At 42.9% G+C, this 22,395-nt stretch carries 12 protein-coding genes and 1 tRNA gene; 8 read left to right on the top strand and 5 right to left on the bottom strand.

Annotated elements, in window-relative coordinates; genetic code table 11:
- The first annotated feature begins 720 nt into the window (after window positions 1-720).
- From BMX56_RS27470 to BMX56_RS27440, 6 genes are all read left to right on the top strand, one after another.
- Window positions 721-3,864 (top strand): SusC/RagA family TonB-linked outer membrane protein, encoded by a 3,144-nt coding sequence (locus BMX56_RS27470; RefSeq protein WP_090652916.1) that lies wholly within the window; start codon window positions 721-723, stop codon window positions 3,862-3,864.
- A gap of 21 nt (window positions 3,865-3,885) precedes the next feature.
- On the top strand, window positions 3,886-5,553 hold the full coding sequence (locus tag BMX56_RS27465; protein ID WP_090652915.1) for a RagB/SusD family nutrient uptake outer membrane protein: 1,668 nt from the start codon (window positions 3,886-3,888) through the stop codon (window positions 5,551-5,553).
- 8 nt (window positions 5,554-5,561) lie between these two features.
- On the top strand, window positions 5,562-6,722 hold the full coding sequence (locus BMX56_RS27460; RefSeq protein WP_090652914.1) for an IPT/TIG domain-containing protein: 1,161 nt from the start codon (window positions 5,562-5,564) through the stop codon (window positions 6,720-6,722).
- A gap of 63 nt (window positions 6,723-6,785) precedes the next feature.
- Entirely contained in the window at window positions 6,786-7,325 is a 540-nt protein-coding gene (locus BMX56_RS27455) for a carbohydrate binding domain-containing protein (protein ID WP_090652913.1), read from the top strand.
- A gap of 63 nt (window positions 7,326-7,388) precedes the next feature.
- Window positions 7,389-8,300, top strand: coding sequence for an AraC family transcriptional regulator (locus BMX56_RS27450; protein ID WP_090652912.1), 912 nt, complete (start codon window positions 7,389-7,391; stop codon window positions 8,298-8,300).
- Between the two features lie 64 nt (window positions 8,301-8,364).
- Window positions 8,365-10,101 (top strand): alpha-L-arabinofuranosidase, encoded by a 1,737-nt coding sequence (locus BMX56_RS27440; RefSeq protein WP_143065547.1) that lies wholly within the window; start codon window positions 8,365-8,367, stop codon window positions 10,099-10,101.
- A gap of 192 nt (window positions 10,102-10,293) precedes the next feature.
- Here BMX56_RS27440 and BMX56_RS27435 read toward each other — a convergent pair whose 3' ends face one another.
- A complete protein-coding gene (locus BMX56_RS27435) occupies window positions 10,294-11,493 on the bottom strand; it encodes a Gfo/Idh/MocA family protein (RefSeq protein WP_090652909.1) in 1,200 nt (399 codons plus the stop codon).
- 12 nt (window positions 11,494-11,505) lie between these two features.
- The gene (locus tag BMX56_RS27430; protein ID WP_090652908.1) at window positions 11,506-12,510 is read right to left on the bottom strand and encodes an FAD:protein FMN transferase; all 1,005 of its coding nucleotides are present in this window, start codon (window positions 12,508-12,510) and stop codon (window positions 11,506-11,508) included.
- Window positions 12,511-12,758: 248 nt separating this feature from the next.
- Here BMX56_RS27430 and katG point away from each other — a divergent pair, with 248 nt between their 5' ends.
- Window positions 12,759-15,035 (top strand): catalase/peroxidase HPI, encoded by a 2,277-nt coding sequence (gene katG, locus BMX56_RS27425; protein ID WP_090652907.1) that lies wholly within the window; start codon window positions 12,759-12,761, stop codon window positions 15,033-15,035.
- Window positions 15,036-15,270: 235 nt separating this feature from the next.
- On the opposite strand, the gene BMX56_RS27420 is transcribed toward katG, so the two are convergent.
- Both BMX56_RS27420 and BMX56_RS27415 read right to left on the bottom strand, forming a co-directional pair.
- A complete protein-coding gene (locus tag BMX56_RS27420; protein ID WP_090652906.1) occupies window positions 15,271-16,944 on the bottom strand; it encodes a RagB/SusD family nutrient uptake outer membrane protein in 1,674 nt (557 codons plus the stop codon).
- 14 nt (window positions 16,945-16,958) lie between these two features.
- Window positions 16,959-20,006 carry a SusC/RagA family TonB-linked outer membrane protein gene (locus BMX56_RS27415; protein WP_090652933.1) on the bottom strand — a complete coding sequence of 1,016 codons (3,048 nt, stop codon included), beginning with the start codon at window positions 20,004-20,006 and terminating at the stop codon, window positions 16,959-16,961.
- A 696-nt stretch (window positions 20,007-20,702) separates the two neighbouring features.
- Here BMX56_RS27415 and BMX56_RS27410 point away from each other — a divergent pair.
- Window positions 20,703-20,775, top strand: a tRNA-Gly gene (locus BMX56_RS27410).
- Window positions 20,776-21,013: 238 nt separating this feature from the next.
- Here BMX56_RS27410 and BMX56_RS27405 read toward each other — a convergent pair.
- Complete coding sequence (locus BMX56_RS27405; RefSeq protein ID WP_143065546.1) at window positions 21,014-22,189, bottom strand: hypothetical protein; 1,176 nt, start codon at window positions 22,187-22,189, stop codon at window positions 21,014-21,016.
- Between the last annotated feature and the right edge of the window lie 206 nt (window positions 22,190-22,395).

Here is a 22,395-nt window from a genome sequence, read left to right as displayed (position 1 = left end):
CCGTTCACGATTGCCACGCTGCGCTCGCAATGACATGGTTGTTGTGAGGCTATAAAATCAACATCTCATCCCTGTTTTTTCCGGTTTAACAAATTATGCCTTGCAATGATGCTCTTTTTTTAATTTTAGACCGCCCCTAAGTGAACTACCCACAAGTTCAAACAGTCAAACTATAAACCTTTTCAAAGGCGATACTGTGTATCAAAGTGTAACGCTTTTTTTACGCATTAGTAAAAAGCGTCATCTCGAAAACGCAAGGTAAAATTGCCTGTTATCCTCATCACAGTGATACTATTTTTTCAGTTCAAAATGTAATGCTAAATCGTTTATGGGGATACATTTGTAACTTTTGCACGTCAATTTTCAATAAATATCTTTAGTTTAATCAATTAAATAATTGATAATCAATATCATATACAAGATTGACATTTGTACCCCTATTTATCCACAACCGGGTTTGGTTTCGCATATAATTTTACCCTCATTATAAACATGTATTAATGCCCGGCAATAATATTGCCCGGTTTAGTATAAACCTGATAAGCGTATATAACCAATTTTATTAAAGCAATTGTTTGTCATTTATTGATGGGAACAACAGACACATAAACATTGATGATTTTCATTAATAATTATGCACGTGTTAAAAAAGATGATGGCAGCTATAGTAACGGAACCAATAAAATCAAATAAAAACCAAATAAACTAAGTAAATCAATTATGCGAAAAATTCTACGAATGGCATTGCTGTTTTTGTCTCTTTTTGTATGCTTCCGGGCAGGGGCGCAAAACCTGGCGACAGTAATCAAAGGAACAGTAACAGACGACAAAGGCATAACCTTGCCCGGGGCTTCTGTCAGGGTAAAAAATAGCCAGGCTTCGGCTATAACAGATAAGGATGGTAATTACAGCATCAGCGTACCCAGTGGCGGTACCGAACTTACTTTCTCGTTTATCGGGATGAAACCGCAAGACGTTGTTATAGGCAAAAAAACTATTATTAATGTTGTATTAGTCAACATGTCTACCGCATTAACCGATGTGGTAGTAATTGGTTACGGCCAGCAAAAGCGCCAGGACGTAAATGGTGCCATATCATCGGTAACCGCCAAGGATATTCAGAATATCCCGCAAACAAGTGTTGACCAATTGCTACAAGGTAAAGCAGCAGGTGTTACTGTTACCAACGGTACAGGGGCGCCAGGTAGTTCGGCCTCTGTGCACATCAGGGGGATAACATCTCTTTCGGGTTCAAATGAGCCTTTATATGTGGTTGACGGTGTATACATTGATGGTTCTGCCTATACCACCCAAAATCAAAATAATGGCGAAAATACAGTTAGCCCTCTAAGCTATATTAACCCAAATGATATTGCATCTATTGATATTTTGAAAGATGCATCCGCTACAGCTATATACGGTAGCCGTGGCTCAAATGGTGTTATCATTATTACCACAAAAAAGGGTAAAAACAGTTCGGCTCATTTAAATTACGATGGTTATTACGGCATTCAGCAACAAGGACATTTCCTTAAAATGATGAACCTACCTCAATACGCCGCTATACAAAACGCGATAGCCGATATTACCGGCATAGGCCGCAGGGGTGAGTTTGCTGATCCCACTGTACTTGGCCCGGGTACCGATTGGCAAAAAGAGGTGTTCAGAACCGCGCCAATGCAAAGCCATAACCTTTCGATGAACGGTGGTAACGAAAACGTAAATTACTATATTTCAGGCGGCTTCCTTAAACAAAACGGTACCATCATAGCGTCAAACTTCAAACGCTACTCTTTCCGTACAAATGTTGAGGGAAAATTAAAGGATTGGTTTAAACTTGGTTCAAATATGACACTAAACCGTACCGACCAGAATATCGGTGCGAGTGATAACGGTGGTATCGTTTACCAGGCATTGTTGAATGCTCCCGATCAGGCGGCCAGCAATCCGGATGGCAGTTATACTGTTGCCCCCGCATCATACGGTAGCGGTGTTTTTATAAGCCCCGTTGCATTGGCAAGCTTAAACACCAATAACCTGGTGCGAAGCCAAATAAATGCGAATTTTTACGCTGATATTCGTTTTTTGAAAAATCTGACGTTAAGGTCGGAAATTGGCGGTTATGATAATTTTTCAAAAAGTGTATTGTTCTTCCCATCGTACACCGTAACTTCTCCTACTAATCCTTCGCTTATATATGGCAACCCTATAGCAAGTTTGAGTGAATATACTGATCAGGCTTTAGGATGGAACTGGAAGGAGTACATTACCTACAATCATACGTTTGCCCAAAAACATAATATAACTGCAACAGCAGGTTATGAATTGAATGAAGGCAACTACAACAGCATGAGCGCCGGAACTAATACTTTTTTAAGTAACGATTTACCGACACTTAATCTCGGTGGTGCTAAAATACCCACAATTGGCGAAAACAAGTCGTCCAATACCTTGCAGTCCTTTTATGCCCGTACAATTTATGACTACGATAACAGGTATAGCCTAACTGCAACTATCCGGTCGGATAGGTCGTCAAACTTTGCACAAGGCCACCAGACAGGTTATTTCCCGTCTGCAGCCCTTGGATGGACGGTTTCAAACGAATCATTTATGACCGGCATTAAAAGCGTTGCTGATAATGTGAAATTCAGGATTGGTTACGGTGAGGTGGGTAACCAGAACATACCGGGTTACCAGTACGGGTCTGCACTTAACCCTACTATCACGGGCTTAGGTACTGGTTTTAACGTATCAAATTATAACAATCCTAACCTAACCTGGCAAACATCTATACAAACTGATATAGGTTTGGATTTCACTTTATTCGGCAGGGTTAATGCAACTGTCGACTGGTATAATAAAACCTCGAAGAAATTCCTTTTCCAGGCACCCCTACCCGAGTTTTTAACCGGCGGCCCCAATTATCTTGGGGGGATCAGTTCGCTTTATGTAAACGGAGGCGAGGTTAGCAATAAAGGTATCGAGTTTAGCATCAATTCAAAAAACATCGTTTCAAAGAATTTTAACTGGAATACTACGGTAACTTTTAGCCATTACGTTAATAAAGTGGTTTCTACCTACAACAACAGTATAATTAACGCCAGCGTTACCTCGGGCTTTTTGCAGATCCCGGTTACCCGTACTCAAGTTGGCGGCCCTATAGGCGAGTTTTATGGATACACTGTTAAAGGAATATTTAAAACAGAAGACCAGCTGCAAAACGCGCCAATACAATTTGGCCAGCCTATAAGCACTACATTGGGCACCCTTGGTTCAACAACTTTAGGCGATATACAATATGTTGATACCAATCATGATGGCAAGATTGATGCAAGCGATATGAGTGCTATCGGTAATCCTAACCCAACCTTTACCTATGGTTTTACCAATAATTTCAGTTATAAAGGTATTGATCTGTCTATATTCCTGTATGGGTCATATGGCGGTAAAGTGCTGAATTACCTGGATTACACGATAGAAGGCCTGAATGGTTTATACACCAATCAACTTGCCGAAGCTGCAAATTACTGGAGCCCATCTAACCCTAATTCCACCATCCCTGCTCCAAAAGGCGGCGTTAACCCAAACCTTAACATGTCAACCAGATTTTTGCAAAGCGCTTCTTTTTTAAGGTTTCAAAATGTGCGTTTAGGATATAATGTACCGGCAGCCTGGGCTAAACGTATTGCACTTAGCGGTTTAAAAGTGTATTGCAGTGCACAAAACCTGTTCGTAATAACAGGTTATAAAGGCCTTGACCCCGAAGTTGGCCAGCAAAACCAAAACGTGTTTTTAACCAATGTGGATTTGGGAAGATATCCTTCGCCAAGGGTTATTTCTTTTGGAATAAACGCGGAATTTTAATTTGACCATAAAAGATTTAAAATGAAAGCAAATATTAAATATATAATCAGCGCAACGGTTATCGGTTTTGTTACCATGACAGGCTGTAAAAAAGATTTCTTCAACAGGCCGCCCGAAAATGCGATAGCTATTGACAATTTTTATAAAACCGATGCCCAGGTAGCATCAAGCACACTTAATCTTTATAATTCTCCCTGGTTTAATTATTGCGCCAAACCGGGCTGGGCAGTATGCGAGATGACCGGCGGTAACGGCCGCAGCTATTCATCAGATGTTACCGATTTTGGTAACCTGAACGGCGCCGTTACCAACCTCAATTCGCAAAATGATGCCGCGTGGTCATCATTATGGACAGTTGTGGCGCAAGCTAATGCCCTTATCAATTTAATGCCCCCAAGAGCAGGCGCGGGCGTAACCCCAGCTGTTTTAAACAATGCTTTGGGCGAAGCACATTTTATGCGTGCCATGGCTTATTTTCATATTGTGAGGTTATGGGGAGCCGTGCCTATTATTGAGGATGCCAGTAACTTTTTAACCAATTTCCAGGTAAATAGCAACAGGATAGAAGACATATACACCTTGATGGTTAAGGATATGAAATTTGCTGAAGCAAATTGTACCAAGATGATCAGGACAGGAGCTATCACTCAAGGCCATGTGTCAAGTGGTTCAGCTTCGGCTATGCTGGCCAAATTATACCTGTATATGCAGGATTATCCTAATGCGCTTGCAGAGGCACAAAAAGTAATCAACAGCGGAGAGTTTAAATTATATGGGATAGATCTGCCTAATAAAACTTACAACGATCTGTTTAAAACAGCCAATAATAATAACGAAGAGAGTATTTGCCAGATACAATGGGCTGGCGGTGCATCCTATGGTCACGGAAACCCGGCTCAGGCTTTTTTTGCGGCAAGTGGTATTATTACCGGTACGGGTGATGGCTATAGCGTATTAGGCCCCACTATCGACTTACAAAACTCTTACGAAGGGGGCGATTTACGCCTGCATGCTACTATTATGCAAGCCAAGGATTTTTATCCCGAAATTACTGCAGCGGCCGGAGGTTACACCGTGCCTGATAATATCAATTCCCAGGGTACTGATGCTGCTATTAAAAAATATGTGGTTGGTACACCTGCAGACAATGGCGGTGTTGGCGCGGCGCAATCTGCGGCAAATAACACTTATTTAATGCGTTATGCCGAAGTTTATTTAATTGCAGCAGAAGCAATTGTTGGCAAAAACTCTACCTCGACAGATGCGCAAGCGCTGGCTTATATTAATACAATCAGGAAAAGGGCAAATTTAGCGCCATTAACCGTAATAAAACGTAATCACGTAGTTCCTAATCCTAACTATGATGCCACTTTTAATAATGCAGTGCCTACTACCATTATCCAGGACGATATTTTAACTGAAAGAAGGCATGAATTTGCTATCGAAAACGACTACTGGTTTGACCTTTGCCGCATTGACGGATGGAATGGTATATTGAATAACTCGCACCCGCTTGCTACTCAATTTATAAGCCAGCAGGAAAGAGGCACTTATGCTAATGACCGCAAAACTGTTTACCACAGCGCGGTTACACCAAAAAGTACCGACTTTTTATTGCCTATACCAATAAATGAAACAACCGCCGACCCTAAATTATTAGAACCAGCAGTACCATACACTTTTAAATAAATACAGCTATGAAAAATTTAAAATCGATATTTTCTTACTGCATACTTTCGCTCGTGGTGGTATTCAGTATCAACTCCTGTAAAAAGCATGATAGCGGCGGGGATGGCCCTCCGGTTATTACCAGGATACGCACCGTTTATAAAAGCACCCAAACTTCGCAAACAGTTACTGCTTTTGACTCAACTACAACCGACGGGAGCATAGGAACCTTATATGCAGTGATAGGTAATAATTTAAGCACAACTAAAGCTATTTATATTAATGGTGTTTCTATATACTTTAACATAGCTTATTCATCAAACACCACGCTTCAGTTTTCAGTACCTACCACGGTGCCGTTTAGCAACGACACTACCAGTAATGTACTTACTGTTGTTACTGCCCACGGAAAAGTTAGTACCCCTTTTATAATTGAACAGCCTGTCCCCGGCATAACTTCGGTTAGCCAGTTGGCAGGTAACGCCGGCGATGTTATCACCATAACAGGTACAACATTCAATGGCCTTACCAGTGTGGCATTTGGTACGGTACCGGCTACGGTACTTACCAAATCGCCTACTGTAATAACCGTAAAAGTGCCATCAGGCGTAACTGCTGCACATCTATTGGTCACCACATCAGCTACTAAAGGCGGTGGTGTAGGTACAGGACCGGTTGTAACTTCGGGCACAAGCTTATTATCCAACAACGTTTCGTCGGCAAAACAAACCAATTCAATATTTGGCTTCAACACAGCAATTTTTGAAGACGGATACGAAAACGGCTGGAGCGATTATGGCTGGGGTGGCGGACCGAAAGATGATAATACCAATTTCAGGAGAGGGACAAAATCCAGGACGTACAGCTACACCGGCGGGTACGATGGTTATGTAATACAGCCTGGCAGCGGAAACAGTGTTGGTGCCAATACTGCTCTTAAGTTTTCAATATTTGGCGGCAAGGGCACTACAGGTAAAAATATACACCTGGTACTCAATTACAATTTTAACACTGCCGTGCAGATAACCCTTACCGAAGGCAAATGGACAGATTATCAAATTCCAATTGCTAACTGGGCCGACGCCGGTAATCCGGTACCTTCAAGCATCACCGCCCTGGTTTTCCAGGAATTCAGCGGCAACTCATCTACTTTTAGTATGGATGATGTTGGCCTTGTAGATGTAAAATAACAGGCTTAATCAATATCGTTGCCAGGATAAACCTGGCGACGATATTTTAAATTCATTTGACTGATGAAAGCGATTAAAATAATATTCAGCATGGGTTTGATATTGCTGATGTTAAAAGCCAACGCGCAAAAAAATCTGCTAACCAACGGCGGCTTTGAAGATGATTTTTACGGCTGGAATGATGGCGGCGGGCAGGTTACCCCATGGAATATTAAAAGCGGTAAAAACAGCTGCGCCATTGTAACCACCAATACCGATAAGTGGGTGGGTATTGATCAAACCGTCCGGATTCCCAAAAAAGCTACAGCCATTGAATTTAGCGCCTGGCTAAAAACCTTAAATGTTGTTAAAGGCAAAAATGACTGGGAAGGAGCCCTGTTTAGCGTTGCTTTTTTGGATAGCAATGATAAAGAAATAAATGGCGGCGACAATATTGCCCGCCTAACCGGCGACCAGCAATGGACGCTTTATACCAAAGTGATTAAAATACCCCAAAAGGCCGTAAGTTTTAAAGTTTTGATTGCGATGGGTAACGCCTCGGGTACCATGATAGCAGATGATGTTGCAGCTAAAGAGCTAATTGAGCAGCCTGCCGTAAAGTAACCATCTTATACAGCTACTTAGCCTAACTAACTTGTTTTTGAATTTTGTGATACAGATTATTTTATGACGACAAGCAATGTAATGCGCGAAAATACCCCGCTGACAGCAGGCGATTGCTTTACTGTTTTTGCGAAGGTTGATAATAATTTTGAAGGCCAGCTTCATTACCATGACGATTATGAACTTCATTTGGTTTTAAACGCCAAAGGGGCCAAACGCGTTGTTGGCGGACATATAGATGTAATTGACGATTTGGAACTGGTACTGGTAGGCCCCGGCCTTTATCATGGCTGGTTTACCAACGAGTGTGAAAGCCAGCAGATAACCGAGATTGTTATCCAGTTTCATAAAGACCTTTTTGACGAGAAGTTTTTACAGCGTAACCAGCTTAGTTTTTTAAAGGGAATGCTGCAGCGTGCGCCGCTGGGGGTTCTTTTCTCGCCCAAAACAATTCTGGCGGTTAAAAACCGGCTCCTGGCGCTGAATAAGCAAAGCGGCTTTACATCGGTTTTAGAATTGCTATCCATATTGCACGAACTCTCAACTTCGGCAGATATGAAAACCCTGTCAGATCCGAGCTTTATTAACCAGAAATTTTACCATAACAGCCGCCGTATCGAAAAAGTATTTGAGCATATGAATAGCAACTACAACCGCAAGGTTTCCCTTGCCGAGGTTGCCCGCGTTGTTCACATGCCCGAAGCATCGTTCAGCAGGTTTATAAAAAAGCGTACCGGCAAAACTTTTACCGATAGCTTAAACGAAATAAGGTTGGGACATGCATCGCGGATGCTCATTGACTCCACCACTACCGTAGCCGAGATAGCCTATGAGTGTGGTTTTAACAACATATCCAATTTTAACAGGATTTTTAAACGCAAAAAACAATTTACACCCAACGAGTTCAGATCAACCTATATGGTTGCAAGCTTTACGCATGGCCCGCACGTTAGCTTAAAAGCATCAGTAGCTTAATTTATACAAAAAAAAGGCAAACAAAAAAGGCCCAATAAATACCGCGATGGTAAAAAACAGGAAAATGAAAGTGATAATAAATAGTGTATTTACAATATTATTGGCCCTTATAACTTTAACGGCATGCAAAAAGGATAAAAAGACTGATACAACAGCTGTTGATACAGGAAACGGCGGGGCAACAGGCCTAATTATATCACCAACCGACCCTGGCATCGCGGTTTCGCAAGGCTTTTTTTTAGATAGCTGGCAAGCTAAAACATTTACAAAGCCGGCTACGCAAAACGCGGCTAAGCCAACCGCATCTTCAATAACTGTAACCGCGGATTTTGCCCAAGTGGTGTCAAAAGTTTCAAAAAACTTGTTTGGCAATAATATGAATCCATTTACCGGCCAATATACCGATGCCGGCCTGGTAAAAAACATCACTAATCTATCGCCTAATATTATCAGGGCGCCGGGGGGCAGTTTATCTGATGTTTATTTTTATGATCTGCCTGCGGGTGGTAAACCGGCTGATGTGCCTGCCCAACTATTAAAGGCCGATGGCAGTGTCGACCCTACCAGTGGGTATTGGAGTGGTATGGTAACCGATAGCTGGTCGATAAGTCTTAGCAATTACTATTCGCTGTTACAAAAAACAAATAGCACGGGTATTATCACAGTAAATTATGGGTATGCCCGTTATGGGTTGAGCGATAACCCGGTTGAAACTGCCGCGCATTATGCTGCCCAATGGGTTAGGAATGATAAAGGCCGAACCCAATTGTGGGAGGTTGGCAACGAAAATTTTGGCAACTGGGAAGCCGGGTATCGCATTGATGTATCAAAAAATAAGGATGGCCAGCCCGAAATTTTGACAGGGCAGCTATACGGATCCCATTTTAAGGTTTTTGCCGATTCGATGCGTAAAGCTGCCAGCGACATAGGCACCACCATTAAAATAGGTATTGTACTTACCGACGGAGATGACCAAAACAATTCGGTAGGGGTGCAAAACTGGAATTCGGGCGTATTATCTGCTGCCGGCTCATCGCCCGATTTTTTTGTGGTGCATAATTATTATACGCCTTTTAATCAAAATTCAACGCCCGACGTTATCCTGGCAACACCATCGGCAGTTACAGCTTCGATGTTAAGTTGGGTTAATAATTCCGTTCAAAAAGCGGGTGTCGCTCAAAAGCCCATTGCGATGGACGAGTGGAATATATTTGCTTCGGGTTCAAGACAGCAGGTGTCTTACGTGAATGGAGTACATGCTGTTTTGGTACTGGGCGAGTTAATTAAAAACCAGGTAAGCATGGCTTGCCGCTGGGATTTGGCCAATGGAGGCAGCGATGGTAACGACCATGGTTTATTTACTTTTAAACAGGATGGCACGGCAAATTTTACCCCGCGGCCTGCATTCTATTACCTGTATTATTTTCAAAAATACTTTGGCGACAGGATGATCAGTTCGGCAGTTACGGGCAGTACCGATATTGTTAGTTATGCATCGTCATTCACATCGGGCGAAGCCGGTGTTACACTGGTGAATAAAAGTGGCACCGACCAGGCAGTTAGTATCAATTTCAAAAATTACTACACCGGTTCAAGTTACTACTACTATACCCTAAAAGGTGGTACCGATAATGGATCATACTCCGGCAAAGTAACTGTTAACAACAACGGCCCTGCCGGCGATGTTGGTGGTCCGGCTGGTTATGCTACGCTTGCTGCAAACTCATCAGGAACCAGCGGCGGAATAACGGTTAATGTACCCGCAAGAGGTGTAGTGTTCTTAGTTTGCGATAAAAAATAATGTGATTAGAAGCACCATTCAAAAGGCGGCAGAGCGACCTTCAACGGCAACAATGAAGCCGCCTTTGAAACCAATTATTAAATCCCTCATCGGCCCCAATATGCAAGAATGAGATTTATAAACCCAAATCGGCAACCAAGCGCAAATCGGCCAGGAAATAGTTTGAGATTTGTACAATATCAAGCATTTTTTTCAACCAATCTTATATGCCTTATCCCAGCTACAAATCGTTTTACTATATAAAGCCTGATTTGACAGGTGTACGCTGATCGCGGTTCGGGCGCCGGTAAATACATTACTGTCGGGCAGTCCCTTATGCCGGATCTTTTGATAAAAATCGTTGAACGCGTACCAGGTGCCGTCTTTGGTAGGTTCGGGCAAAATAGGCGTCCCTCCTTCCTTGTTCCATACAATGCGTGTAGCTCCTGTTACGCCGTCAATTGTTCCTTTATCGCTCAACAACTTTTTCTCCGGGTAAAACATCCCCTGGTCGGTCAGCAGGGAAACCGTGCCCAGGGTACCTTTGATCTTAAAAAGATACCCGTCATGCGCATTACCGCACATCGCGCCGAAATTTCCAATCAGGCCCTGATCCGGGTAACGTAACATCAGCTGAACGTTATCATAAGTTTCGCGGCCGTCTTTAAAAACATCTATCCCACCCGTTGCAAAAAACTCCTGCGGATGGGTATCAAAAACCCAGTTAATAAAATCTATCTGGTGCGAAAGCAATTCGGCCGCCAGCCCGCCCGAATATTCTTTGTACATCCGCCAGTTGATTGCCCGTTCCAGGGCCGGATTAGGAACCGGGCGGCGCCAGTTGCCGTTGCGGTCCCAGCGGCAATCCACCTGCGTTACCTTCCCAAGATAACCTTTATTAATCATCTCTTTAACCCGGTAATATAAGGGGGAATATCGGTATTGGTGGCCTACCTGCAACACTTGGTTATCCCGGCCCTTCACCAGGCCCACCAAATCAAGCGCCTGTTCAATGGTATAGGTCATCGTTTTTTCCAGGTATAAATGCCTGCCCGAACGGATTACATCCGCCCCTATCGGATAATGCAAGTGCAACGGCACAGCTACGATAACCGCCCCCACTTCTTTATCATCCAATAGCTGGTGATAATCTGTATAAGTTTTTACGACACCCAATTTGCTCAGCTTTTGTGCCGTGGCCAGCCTGAAATCAAGCACATCACAGATTGAGGTAACGCGGAACTTATCAGGCATCCCATTAAGGATGTTCATAATCCCGGTGCCACGATCGCCACAACCGATCACCCCTATCTTCACCGGATCGTCTCCCATCTGCAAGGCGCTCAGCTTATTGTCAAGAAATAGTCCACCAGTGAGTATGCCGGTATTTTTCAAGAAAGTTCTTCTCTCCATCTTTTCAGTTTGTTATTGATATTTGTTAAAAAAAGTGGTAGCCGTATCAGCAATAAGGCCATCAGGCCTCCGGTACACAATATAAGCCCCCATATCCTTCCGTTTCGATAAAAAACTCAGGGTTCGTTTCAGCCCCATCGCCATAAAACCATTATCATAACCGTCCGCAGTTATGGCATCTTTAGCATACACAGTAACGCTAATCATCTCGTTTTGCACAGGGTAACCTGTAAGCGGGTTCATTAGGTGCGAAATCTGTTTGCCGCCGGCCGCGTGATGTTTCCGGTAATTGCCGGAGGTAGTGATGGCACCATCCCCGGGTTCGATCACTTTACGCATGGGGGCCGGGTCCAGGTCGTCGCCACTAATACCTTCGATGCCTACCTTAAATGGCTCGTTACCAAGCTTACGGCCTTTTACGCGCAATTCGCCCCCAAGTTCAACAAGGTAGTTGTGAATGTGGTGTCGCTCCAATAGCAATGCCAGCAAATCAACCGAATAACCCTGGGCGATACCGTTAAGGTCCAATTGCACACCGGGATTAGTCTTATGCAAAAAATCACCCTTCAAAGCTATCTTGCTGGCTCCTACATTGCGTAGCAAGCTTTTTACTTCTTCCTTATCAGGTTCATGTGTGGCTTTCACCACACCAAATCCCCAGGCGTCAACCAGGGGCTTTACAGTTGGATCTACCAAGCCGCCCGTTGCGCGGCTGATCTGCAAGGCATGATTGATGAGCATCCTGAAAGCTTCATCCATCCGGATACCTTTTGCGGAACGATTAAACCGGCAAATGAGCGAATTGGGTTGATAAAGGGAAACAGAACGGTCGAACCGTTGCAACAGGCTGTCGGTTTGGTTTAGGCTTACCAAACTGTCGGTTGCGTAATACACGATACTATAGGTAGTGCCCTGTGCATAACCCTTCAGTTCGAAACGGCGTAATGGCGCCTGCCGCCCGAAAGCGCAAAACAACAACACTAAAAAAACAGTGCCGGGCAATAAATTCTTTTTCATAGTCAGATAGTCAAATGTAAGAAATCAATGGATTTTTCACTTCTCCGCCGGAAATAAGCTTCAAAAAAACGAACATCAATACTTTTAATCTCTACAATACATATTGGCTTCCCGCAAATATGCCATATCCAATAGCTTTTAACTATTAAACATAGAATTAATCGATTGGGATTGTTACCCTCAATATCCTACTTTTATACTGCTGCATAATTGATAGGTGCAGACGTTCAATACATAAACTTATAACTATGGAAAGAGAATCAAATGACATTAGTAAATGTCCGTTTCACAACGGCAGTATGAAGCACAATGTTGGCGGTGGCGGCACCCGGAACCGCGACTGGTGGCCTAATCAGCTAAAACTGAATATCCTGCGTCAGCACTCTTCTTTATCAAACCCGATGGGCGAAGATTTTAATTATGCCGAGGCTTTTAAAAGCCTTGACCTTGCAGCATTAAAAAAAGACCTTTATGCCCTCATGACCGACTCGCAAGACTGGTGGCCGGCAGATTTTGGTCATTACGGTGGCTTATTTATACGTATGGCATGGCACAGTGCCGGAACCTACCGTGTGGGCGACGGACGCGGAGGCGCCGGCGCAGGGCTGCAACGCTTTGCCCCGCTTAACAGTTGGCCGGATAATGTGAGCCTTGACAAAGCCCGCAGGTTGCTTTGGCCCATTAAACAAAAATATGGCCGCAAAATTTCATGGGCCGACCTGATGATACTTACCGGTAACGTGGCACTGGAATCAATGGGTTTTAAAACTTTTGGCTTTGCCGGCGGACGTGAAGATGTATGGGAGGCAGACGAATCTGTATATTGGGGTTCTGAAACCACCTGGCTGGGTGGCGATTTGCGTTATGCACATGGCTCGCCTGGTGTTGATGGGCACGGCGTATTGGTATCGGAAGATGATGCCGATGGTGACGTTCATTCCCGTAACCTGGAAAAACCATTGGCAGCTGTACAAATGGGGCTCATTTATGTGAACCCCGAAGGACCAGACGGCAATCCTGATCCTGTGATGGCAGCCAAAGATATTCGTGATACTTTTGGACGTATGGCGATGGACGATGAGGAAACTGTTGCATTAATAGCCGGTGGCCATAGCTTTGGCAAAACCCATGGCGCTGCAACTCCCGACCATGTAGGCAAAGAACCTGAAGCTGCCGGCATCGAAACGCAGGGTTTTGGCTGGAGCAATAGTTATGGCGTCGGCAAGGGTGCGGATACAATTACCAGCGGACTGGAAGTAACCTGGACCAAAACACCAACCCAATGGAGTAATAATTTCTTTGAAAACCTGTTTGGCTTTGAATGGGAACTTACAAAAAGCCCGGGTGGCGCGCAACAATGGGTTGCTAAAACTGATGAGACCTTTATTCCGGATGCCTATGACAGCGCAAAAAAACATAAGCCTGCAATGCTTACTACCGACCTCGCTTTAAGGTCCGACCCGGCTTATGAAAAAATATCAAGACGCTTTTTAGAAAACCCAGATGCATTTGCTGATGCTTTTGCCCGCGCATGGTTTAAATTAACGCACCGCGACATGGGCCCTATCGCCCGCTACCTGGGGCCAGAGGTGCCGCAGGAACAATTGCTTTGGCAGGACCCTATCCCTGCAGTTAACCATGCACTGATAGCCGAAAGTGATACCGCCGCCTTGAAAGCTAAAATATTGGGATCGGGGTTAAGCGTATCTGAACTGGTTTCTACGGCATGGGCCTCGGCGTCCACTTTCCGCGGCTCCGATAAACGCGGTGGCGCCAATGGTGCCCGCATTCGCCTTGCCCCGCAAAAATACTGGCAGGCGAATAATCCGATACAATTGCAAAACGTATTGAACATACTTGAAGGCATTCAAAAAGAGTTTAATGCGGCACAGGCCGATGGTAAAAACGTTTCGCTGGCCGATTTGATCGTACTGGCCGGCAATGCAGCTGTTGAAAAAGCGGCTCAAGATGCAGGACATGTCATCACCGTTCCTTTTACCCCTGGCCGTATGGATGCCTCGCAGGAGCAAACTGATGTAGAATCATTCGGTTACCTGGAACCTGCTGCCGATGGGTTCCGCAACTATCGCACATCAAAAGTACCAGTATCTACCGAAGAATTATTAATAGATAAAGCGCAATTACTTACCCTAACAGCACCCGAGTTAACAGTGCTTGTTGGCGGGTTGCGGGTATTGAACACCAATTTTGATGGCTCCAAACATGGTGTTTTCACTTCGCGTCCTGGTGTACTCAGCAACGATTTCTTTGTAAACCTGCTTGATATGGGCACGGCCTGGAAAGCTGCCTCTACTGACAGGGAAGTTTATGTAGGTAGTAATCGCGTCACCGGAGAAGTAAAATGGACAGCAACCCGAGCAGACCTTGTTTTTGGTTCAAACTCAGAATTGAGGGCTGTGGCCGAAGTGTATGGAAGCTCCGACGCCACGGACAGGTTTGTAAACGATTTTGTAGCCGCATGGGCCAAAGTGATGAACCTGGACAGATTTGATTTAAGTGTTTAGGAAAATACCGCCATTTTGGGTTCATTCTCCTTGATGTGTTACGAAGGATTAAGTAAATGGCCCCAATTTTATCGTGTTATAACAACAAAGGCACCGGATCATGGCGCCTTTGTTGTTGATTTATATTGAGAAAACTCAACCCCACTTTGCAACATGGGGACAATGCCAACTTGAACGAATAAAAAAAGAGGCTGATCATATTGACCCAGCCTCTTTCTAAAGTTTAATCAAGTAGTTAATAACCAGGGTTTTGCACCAGCTTATTATTTGTTTGTATAGCTACCGTAGGTATCGGAAAGATGCGCCTGTAGGTATCTGTATTTGTTTTTCCTAAGCCATAGGTATTTTCAAACTTGCCGAACCGTATCATATCATTGCGGTGCCATGTTTCCCATGTAAACTCCCGGCAACGTTCGCTGTACATGTCATCAAGAGTAAGACTTGTTAAAGCAGCCGATGTAGTACGGTTAGCTCTTAACGTGTTAACCAACGATAATGCAGTAGCACCCAAAGTTGGTGTGCCACCACGCAAAATTGCCTCGGCTTTCATCAGGATAATATCCGAGTAACGGAAAACCGGCACATCATTATTCTGGTTTCTGCTGATGGTGTTGGTATAGTCAGGATAAAATTTAATGTTCCGGTACCCTGTGTTCCATGCTATTTCGTCTTTACCCAGGTCAAAAGAACCTGAACCCAAACGTGATGAGTTAGGAGTAAGCGGCGTAAGGTTTAATTGATAAACATAGCTGCCTGCCGGAGTTGAACCAGAGTAAAACTGATCATATCCTACATTGGTTGTGCTCACCATAATAGGGTTACCATCTGTCCAGTATTGCAAACCTGTAAGCCATTGCTTATTGCGGATGTCATTAGCGTCGTTAAAATTGGCGTAAAATTCGCTTGTAGTCATTCGCGGGCCACTCGGCTTATTATTTACTAAACCACTGCCTGTACTTTGGTTCATCACAGGATCAGTAATACCTCCCGGCGTAGAGCCCGAATAAAGGTACCTGATGCCGAGGTTGCGGTTCAAGTCATAACGGCCATAAAACATATAGCCATTGGATGTGGAAGCATCATATGGAATAGCGAAAATAAACTCCTTGGTACTCGGCCCATTGGTTGGATAAAACATCTGGAGATAAGTTGCCATCGGTTCTATACTATACAGACCCGAATTGATAACCTGGTCACAAGCTGCTATACAATCGTTGTAGCGTTGAGTACCTGTGTAAACTTCTGCATTCAAATACATTTTTGCCAGTATGGAGTAAGCAAGAAACGTTGTTGGTTTTCCATATGTAGCTGTTCCGGTGGTCGACTTCAAATAAGGGATAGAAGCCTTAAGCTCGCTTTCTACGTAGGTAAATACCTGGGAACGGGTAGCGTTTGTTTTAACCGCGGTCGATCCATACAACGTATCGAGCGGAACATTGCCATACAGGTCCATCATCATGTAATAGGCCAACGCACGCATGGTTTTCAATTCGGCAATACTGGTATTTTTAGTACTACCTGCGGGTGCTGATTTAAATACCGAAATGGTTTGGTTAGCGATACCAATCATATTGGTAAGATATGCCCATGTTGAGTTCACCCACGCATTATCCTTAGTCCATGTATGGCGGTGCAGTTCGAGGTATTTATTACCGTCTATCCAATCCGAGCCGAAAGTAGCCAGAACCGCTTCGTCAGTCGAACAGCTTTGTGTAAACCAGTACGATACAGCGAAATCACTCCTCAATGCAATATAAACAGGGCCCGATGCTGAACTAAATTGTGCTTCGGTATGTGGATATGCATCAGGCGTAAGTTCCGAAGAAGCCGGAACATCCAATTTATGGCATGCCGAGAATAACATCACCCCGATTGAGAGGCTAAGTATTCCAAAAAATATTTTTTTCATGTCCTTTAATTCTATTATTGAAATGATACGTTAACACCAAATAACAGCGTGCGCGTTTTAGGATAGAAATTATTATAATCTATACCCGGCGCGATGCCTCCCTGATTGATCTCAGGATCAATACCTTTATACCCGGTAATTGTGGCCAGGTTATTTCCTGAAACATACACACGTATGTTGTTTACATATTTTACCACATTTTTGAAGTTATAACCAAGTGTAGCATTATCTAAACGAACATATGAACCACTTTCAATGTAGCGGTCTGAATAATAGGAGTTTTTGGTATCGGATATTTTATCGCCCCCTGCGCTAACCAAAATATTATTGGTAGTAGCACCCGCGGTATAAGATAGATCGGCACGGGTAGCATTGAAAATTTTGTTACCCAGGGTACCTCTTAAAAAGATATTTAGATCAAAATTCTGATACCTGAAAGTATTGTTCCATCCTAATATTACTTTAGGCTGCGGGCTTCCTAAATAAAAATAATCTGTTCCTATTGAAGGCGAAGTAGTTGTTGTGCCATCTTTTTTATAAAACAGCGAGGCACCGTTAGCATCTTTACCGGCATATTTCAGTGAAAAGAACTCTCCTACCGGATATCCTACTTTAAGAATTTGCAATGTAGCGTTGGTTTGTCCCGGGCCTTCGGGGTCAGAATAACGGATTGAATCGCCATTTGCGTAAGGGTTTTTCAAACTCGTTATCTTATTTTTATTAAAGGTTACGGTTGCACTGCTCGACCAGCTGAATTTTTGCGTTGAAATCGGTGTGGCATTCAAACTAACCTCGATACCCTTGTTATTGATACTGCCTCCATTTGCCCATATCTGGCCGCCTGGTACAAGCGAAGATGATACTGCATATTTGTACAGCATGTTGGTAGTATTTTTATCATACACCTCAACTGAGCCTGAAACTTTATTATGAAGAATGGAAAAATCGAGACCAATGTTTTTCGTAGCAGTACGCTCCCACTTCAAATCAGGATTAGTGCCCTGTGCAGGGGCATACGCCGCAGCCTGTACCCCATTATTGTAGTAAGTGCCACTGATTCCGTAATACAGCTGTGAGGTGTAAGCGCCAATACCAAATGAATTACCTGTTATACCATAGCTTGCGCGTAGCTTCAAATCGTCAAACAATGTTTGGTTTTTCATAAAATCTTCTTGTCTTATACGCCATGCCAAACCAACTGAAGGAAAATAACCCCAACGGTTATTAACGCCGAATGTAGAACTGCCATCCCTCCTGATAGACGCCTGCAAAAGATACTTTTCTTTATAATTGTAGTTAACCCTGAAGAAATCGGAGATCATTAATGTTTTGGCGTATGTAAGATCATTCCCCAGGTTTATCCGGTAAGAAGAAATGGCATATGGATTGCCTAAAGTAAGGTTTAAATAGCCTATATTATCAATAGGGAAGTTGGTGCTTGTAGCCTGGAAACCGTCGCCAACAATATTCTGCTGGTATGAGTAACCTAAAACGGCGTTAACAGAATGAAAACCAAATGTTTTATTCCATGATAAAAAGGTTTCCAACGTTTTAGAGGTATTTTCATAAACATTTCTCAAAGCCGACCCGTTTGTTCCGAATATTGACCCTATCAATGTATGCGCGATACCAATACCCGGGTCTGGATTGTTATAAAAGTTCGACGTTGGATATTTGCTGAAGTAACTGCCGTAAAACTCGCCGTGGTTAGCCGTTGTCCTTTGATATGATAGGTTTACATTGTACGTCAAATCAAAAGGTAATTTAACTTCGGTAACAAAACCACCCATCAATACGTGATACTTTGTATTGTCCTGGGCATTATTAACCATTGCAAGCGGGTTAAAATACCCTGTTGTGTTTAAGTTTTCGAAATAAGTACCATCTGCATTAGTAACCGGCGATATAGGCATATGCTTTGCCGCTTGTAATAAAACGATATTTTGCAGCGGCTCGTTATTTGAGTTGCTTTCAGAGTTAGATATGTTGAGGCTAAATTTAACCTTATCACCCAAAGCATACTGATCGACATTTAAACGGCCTATTAAGCGCTCAAGTGAGCTTGCGGTAAGTATACCCTGTTTTTTAAAATAATTCAAGCTTGCGCTGTAAGTATTATGTTCGCCTCCACCACTGAGCGAAAGATTGTGGTTTTGTGAGAAAGCGGTAGAGCGTTCAATAGCTTTCATCCAATCGGTATTGGCACCTTTGTCATCATTGGGCGAAAAAGCGTTATTATTGGTAGCAACATATGCCCTTAGCTGATCGGCGTTCATCAGGTCAAGATTATTACTAACCTTTTCGGTCCCTACATACCCACTATAAGTTACCTGCGACTGGCCTTTTTTACCGCGGCGTGTAGTAACCATAATTACGCCGTTGGCAGCCCTGTTACCATAAATTGCCGTTGCGGCAGCATCTTTCAACACATCAACAGTAACAATATCATTAGGCGCGATGCCGGCAATATCACCGCCAGGTATTCCGTCTATCACGTAGTAAGGTGCGCCGGGGCTATTAATTGTAGAGGCTCCACGCAATACCACCGCCGCAGGCTTATTTGGGTCGCCGCTGGCGCTGATATTCAAGCCAGCTACTTTTCCCTGCAGCAATTGGCCCACATCGGCAATGGCTCCTCTATTAAGGTCTTCGGATTTAACAGTACTTACAGCGCTTGAAAGTGCCTTTCGTGTGCTGGTACCATAGCCTACTACAACTATCTCCTTTAAAGATGTGTTATCCTCGGCCAGTTGTACTTTATAGTGCTTTTCACCGGTGATAGTCACTTCCTGGGCTTTATAGCCAATTGATGTAATTAACAGTACATCTCCGGCATTTGCGGCGATACTGAATGTTCCGTTAGTTGTTGTTGCTACGGCTTTTTGGGTCCCTTTTACCTTAACGGTAGCCCCCGGGATATTAAGCCCTTTGCTATCAGTTACCAAGCCCGTAACATTGGTGCCTTGTTGAGCAAAAGTGTTGTGCAAATTTAAAGTCAATGACAATAAAAGCAACAACAAAGCCTTGCACGTGCCTTTGCTGCGTTTTAGGTTAAATCTCATGATTTTTGTAAATTTTTGTTCATATAAATTGGTTGGTTGGTTTAAAACATTGGTGTTTGCGGCAAAAAAAAGGTGGCGACGGGTCAATACCATCCACTTCCATCTTGAGGATAAGCTTCATAATTAAATAGTTATTAGTAAAACAAAAAGGTTATTTATAGTTAATTGGTTATGGTGGTAATTTGATATTACCATCATAAAAGTGAATATTTTATTTGTTAGATTTTTTATTTACGATAAGAATATTTACGTAAACGATTACGTACTATTGTGTTTTGTACAATTATTACACCTATTTAACTTTCTCAGGCTCTATTGATAAATTACCTGTTTTTATTGCCATTTAGTTTTATAAAGCCTAATTCATCATCTAATTACATGGAGCATTCGGTCGATTACGATATTCAATAAAAAGTGTATATTATACATTTATAATTTTGTTTTACGCTTTTCATTACTATATTTATAATCTAATATTATATTTCGCCTTCTTATTATTCTATACTTTAATTGGCACCCCAACGCCCGAATAATCCGATAACCCCTCGCTCTATTTTTTTTTAAATCCTTGATTTTATGCAGTTAAGAGAAATAGCAATCTCAGATTATTGACAAACTGATCTAAATCTGTATCTTTGCAGCACAAACCTGATACCTTCGTATCGGGTTTCGTTATAAATGAGAGCCTATACTAACGCGAAAGTAGCTCAGTTGGTAGAGCACGACCTTGCCAAGGTCGGGGTCGCGAGTTCGAATCTCGTCTTTCGCTCAAAAGCCCTTCTGTAAAAAGAGGGGCTTTTTTTTCGCCGGAATCACGCGGTTTCAAGGGCAAATATAAGATCAAACCTAATGTTTTTCACCGCCCGGTAACATCTTCAGATTTTTTATAAGAACTAATCCGCGGAGTTTTCCTTATGCATTCCGCTTAACAATGGATAACACGGATCAAGCGCAAAAAGGAGCAAAACAATATGTTAATAAAATTGGGATTGTATTACACAGATCTTTTATTTACCCAGCGCGGCATCAAAATCAATAAAAAGGCTGTCTTTACCTTCGGTATTATAAACTCCGCCTGATATAATGCTTTGCCCGGTTATGCCCGGATTGTTCCCATGCCCCAGCGGCCACGAGCCTTTTGTATCGGCCACGCCGATGCCTGCGTATGAAGCGGCTTTAATTGCAAAATCGGTACAGTTGTTTTTAGATAGATGATATTCAAGCCCATCGTAGCTTTTGGTGAGCAGCAGGATTTTATCAAACCTTTTTTTGGAGATAAACTTACCCATCACTTCGTCCCAGTTATGCCCGTTATCGTTCTTGAACGTGCCCGAGCAGGAAGGATCAAGCGGCGTTGCCGAAAACAGGTTATCTTTTTGAGGATAAAATCCAAACGATATGGAAACCGAAGTTGAATCGGTATTATATTTAATAAGTGTTATAAAAGTATGGCCGGTATTAACTATCTTAAATATCCTTGGTTTACCGGGTACCGGCTGTTTCACATGAAATAACAGCGCATAAGCAACCGCCTTTTTGCCATCGTTAAAAGTGTTTACAATACGCTGGTAAGTAACGGCCTTGCTTTTCTCTTCGGCCTTATCATTTAATGCTAAAGGTTTTGGATCGTTTACAAATAACGAATCGTCTTTTGCATTAATTGCCAGGTAACGTGTGCTAAGGCCCGAATCAGCACTCAGCGTATCTGCTGATACAGAATCAACCACCGGCCTTATTTGCAAGGCTGGTTCTTTTGAATCTTTTTTATACTGCATGGTTTTAAAAAAGCATTTCATGGCCAGTGGGTACATCCGCAACCGGGCAAATACATTGGCCAGTTTATAGTATATCTTAACCCTTGATCTGTTATAATTTACTTCGTTGCTCCCGGTCGAAAACTCTTTCAAGTAGCCCATCAGCGCCTTGCGCTCCTGGCGGCTGCTTAAATGTGTTTCCATATTCTCCAGGAAATTAATGTTCCCTTCGGCCGGTACGCTTGTTTTATTTATTATTACGGATGTTTTTTTAACATCGTAATCAGTTATAACATCTGCCGATGTATCTGCCCGCATTGGTTTATAATGCACAGCGGCCGACAACTGGGCATGCACGGGTATACTATATAAAAGATAACCTATAATGGTAAACGCTTTCAAACATTGCGTTATTCGATGGCTATTCATGAAAAGGAGCTTAGATGGATATTGTATTAACGTAATTTAATAGTAAACGGTATATGCGGCTTGCTTACCTGCAACAACAATAGTTGCTGCTACAAGTTAAAAAATTAAAACATGTGGGTGTGTTTTTCATATCCGATACAAACGTAATAACATTTTAAATAGTCTACAAATTTAGTAGAGTATTTATTTAACTTGCGGAGTTTTTT

The sequence above is a fragment of the Mucilaginibacter sp. OK283 genome (assembly GCF_900110415.1).
GTDB lineage: Bacteria > Bacteroidota > Bacteroidia > Sphingobacteriales > Sphingobacteriaceae > Mucilaginibacter.
This window is presented reverse-complemented; position numbering and strand designations above follow the sequence as displayed.